We start from the raw sequence: 2,783 nt of genomic DNA, 5'->3' as shown, positions 1-2,783 counted from the left end.
CCCCGCAGGCGACCCGCCAGTTCATCGAGCGGGCCCGGCGAGTGGTCAACGCGGGCCGGCCACCGTGCCCGCTCTGCGGCCAACCGTTGGACCCCGCCGGGCACCTCTGCCCGCGGCACAACGGTTACCACCGGTGACCTCGTCCGGCCTCCAGCCTCGCCAGGACGGCGACGCCGCGCTGCGGCTGCTGCGTGACGGCGTCCTCGACCTGGAGGGTCGGCTGGTCGACGCGTCGAACACGACGCTGCGCGGCATCCTGACCCTGGACGGGATGACCGCCCGCTGCGTCTACAAGCCGGTCCGTGGCGAGCGCCCCCTCTGGGACTTTCCCGACGGCACCCTGGCCGGTCGGGAAGTCTCGGCGTACCTGGTCTCCCGGGCCACCGGGTGGGGTCTGGTGCCGCCCACCGTGCTGCGTGACGGCCCGCTTGGCCCCGGCTCCTGCCAGCTCTGGATCGACGAGCCGGAGGACGCCGAAGCGCTCGTCGGTTTCCTGCCCGCCGGGGAGCTGCCGCCGCGCTGGATCCCGATCGCCGCGGCCCGGGACGACGACGGCGCCGCGTACGCCCTGGCCCACGCCGACGACCCACGGCTGGCCCGGCTCGCGGTGCTCGACGCGGTGCTCAACAACGCCGACCGCAAGGGCGGTCACGTGCTCGTCGGCGCCGACGACCGAATCTACGGCGTGGACCACGGGGTGAGCTTCCACGTGGAGGACAAGCTGCGCACGGTGCTCTGGGGTTGGGCCGGCAAGCAGTTGCCCCCGGACGCCGTGGAGATGCTCGACGCGCTGGCCGGGCAGGTCGCCGGGCCGCTCGGCGCGGAGCTGGCCGACCACCTGACGATCAGCGAGGTGGCCGGGGTGGCCGCCCGGGTCGACCGGCTGCGCGAGACCGGCAGCTTCCCGCTGCCACCGGAGGACTGGCCGGCGATGCCCTGGCCACCCATGTGAGCCGCTGTCATCTTGATCACCCGTGGGGTGCTCCGGCGTCGTCGCCGGGCTGGCTAGGCTGATCCCATGGAGTCTTGGGCGGGACACGAGGTGCCACGGCTGCCGGGCAGGGGCGAGCCGCTGGCGTTGTACGACTCGGCGCGGCAGGGTGTCCACCCGAGTGAGCCGGCGGACGCGGGAAGCATGTACGTCTGCGGCATCACCCCGTACGACGCCACCCACCTCGGCCACGCCGCCACCATGATCACGTTCGACCTGGTGCAGCGGATGTGGCGCGACTCCGGCCGCCCGGTGCGCTACGTGCAGAACGTCACCGACATCGACGACCCGCTGCTGGAGCGGGCCACCCGCGACGGCGAGGACTGGGTGGTCCTGGCGATGCGCGAGACGGCGCTGTTCCGGGAGGACATGGAAGCGCTGCGAATCATCCCGCCGGCGCACTACGTGGGCGCCGTCGAGTCGATCCCGGACATCGTCGAGAAGGTCGAGGTGCTGCTCAAGGACGGCGCCGCGTACCGGCTCGACGACGGCACCGGCGACGTCTACTTCGACATCTCCGCCACGCCCCGCTTCGGCTACGAGTCGAACCTGACCCGCGAGCAGATGCTGGAGATCTTCCCGGAGCGCGGCGGCGACCCCGACCGGGCCGGCAAGCGGGACCCACTGGACCCGCTGCTGTGGCGCGGAGCCCGCGAGGGCGAGCCGTCCTGGCCGGGCGGCGAGCTGGGCCCGGGCCGCCCCGGCTGGCACATCGAGTGCGCGGTGATCGCGCTCAACCTGCTCGGCGACCGGATCGACGTGCAGGGCGGCGGCAATGACCTGCTCTTCCCGCACCACGAGGCGTCCGCCGCGCACGCCGAGCGGCTCACCGGTCAGGCGCCGTTCGCCGAGCACTACGTACACGCCGGGATGATCGGCCTGGACGGCGAGAAGATGTCCAAGTCCCGGGGCAACCTGGTCTTCGTGTCCCGGCTGCGCGCCGACAAGGTCGACCCGATGGCGATCCGGCTGGCACTGATCTCCGGGCACTACCGCAGCGACCGTACCTGGACCGACGAGCTGCTCGCCGCCGCGTACGAGCGTCTGGACCGTTGGCGGCGGGCCGCCGCCGCGCCCGCCGGGCCGTCCGGGGCTGAGCTGCTGGCCGAGGTACGCGCCCGACTGGCCGACGATCTCGACACCCCCGGCGCGCTGGCGGTGGCCGACCGCTGGGCCGAGGCGGCCCTGGCCGGCGCCACGGACGACCCGGAGGCCCCCGCGCTCTTCGCGAACACGGTGGACGCTCTCCTGGGCATCCGCCTCTAGCCCATCGGCCCCGGCGGCGGACACCCGCGCCGCGCTGTGCCGTGCGCCATGTCATGTCGCGGCGGGAGGATGATCGACTCGGTTTTCAGGAAGTCGCGGTGTCCCGACCAGTGCGATGCCCCGACTTCCAGAAAGCCGAGTCGATCACCCCAAGACACCCGATCGACCCCGACAAGACGCCGCACAGTTAACCCAGACCGCGTTGATCATGAGGTTGGCGGGCATTTCGATCTCTGCCGGACCCGTCAACCTCATGATCGACCGGGGTGCGCGCGGGGTCGCGCGGGGTGCGCGCGGGGTCGCGCGGGGTCGCGCGGGGTTGTGGTCCGTGGGGACCGTCAGCCCAGGATTAGGCCGGGGTCGGGTTCTGGGTCCGGGCTTGGGCCGGGGATCTTGTACTCCTCGGTGAGCGTGGTCATCGGGCCGGGCCAGGTCGCCTGGGACACCTCGATCGGCTTGCGGTGCGCGTCGTACGCGACGTGCAGCAGGTGCAGCACGGGGGTGTCGGGTCGGATCTGGAGGATCT

4 protein-coding genes are annotated in these 2,783 nt (G+C 72.6%); 3 read left to right on the top strand and 1 reads right to left on the bottom strand.

Going from position 1 to position 2,783, the window contains the following annotated elements; genetic code table 11:
- The 3 genes from KBX53_RS28550 to mshC form a co-directional block, all read left to right on the top strand.
- Positions 1-137 (top strand): DUF3090 family protein (locus KBX53_RS28550; RefSeq protein WP_210862664.1); only part of this gene is annotated, 137 nt, incomplete at its 5' end.
- Positions 134-952 (top strand): SCO1664 family protein, encoded by an 819-nt coding sequence (locus tag KBX53_RS28545; protein ID WP_030332808.1) that lies wholly within the window; start codon positions 134-136, stop codon positions 950-952. The genes KBX53_RS28550 and KBX53_RS28545, both read left to right, overlap by 4 nt.
- A 66-nt stretch (positions 953-1,018) precedes the next feature.
- A complete protein-coding gene (mshC, locus tag KBX53_RS28540) occupies positions 1,019-2,257 on the top strand; it encodes a cysteine--1-D-myo-inosityl 2-amino-2-deoxy-alpha-D-glucopyranoside ligase (protein ID WP_030332810.1) in 1,239 nt (412 codons plus the stop codon).
- Between the two features lie 338 nt (positions 2,258-2,595).
- Here mshC and KBX53_RS28535 read toward each other — a convergent pair.
- On the bottom strand, positions 2,596-2,783 hold a 188-nt coding region (locus KBX53_RS28535), incomplete at its 5' end, for a UTRA domain-containing protein (RefSeq protein ID WP_210862662.1).

The sequence above is a fragment of the Micromonospora sp. M51 genome (genome assembly GCF_018070305.1).
Lineage (GTDB): Bacteria > Actinomycetota > Actinomycetes > Mycobacteriales > Micromonosporaceae > Micromonospora > Micromonospora parva.
The sequence above is the reverse complement of the archived record's forward strand: the minus strand, read 5'-3'. Positions and strand labels throughout refer to the sequence as shown.

Excerpts from the sequence above, each read along its gene's own strand:
- mshC (WP_030332810.1), top strand. The coding sequence starts at position 1,019 with ATGGAGTCTTGGGCGGGACACGAGGTGCCACGGCTGCCGGGCAGGGGC.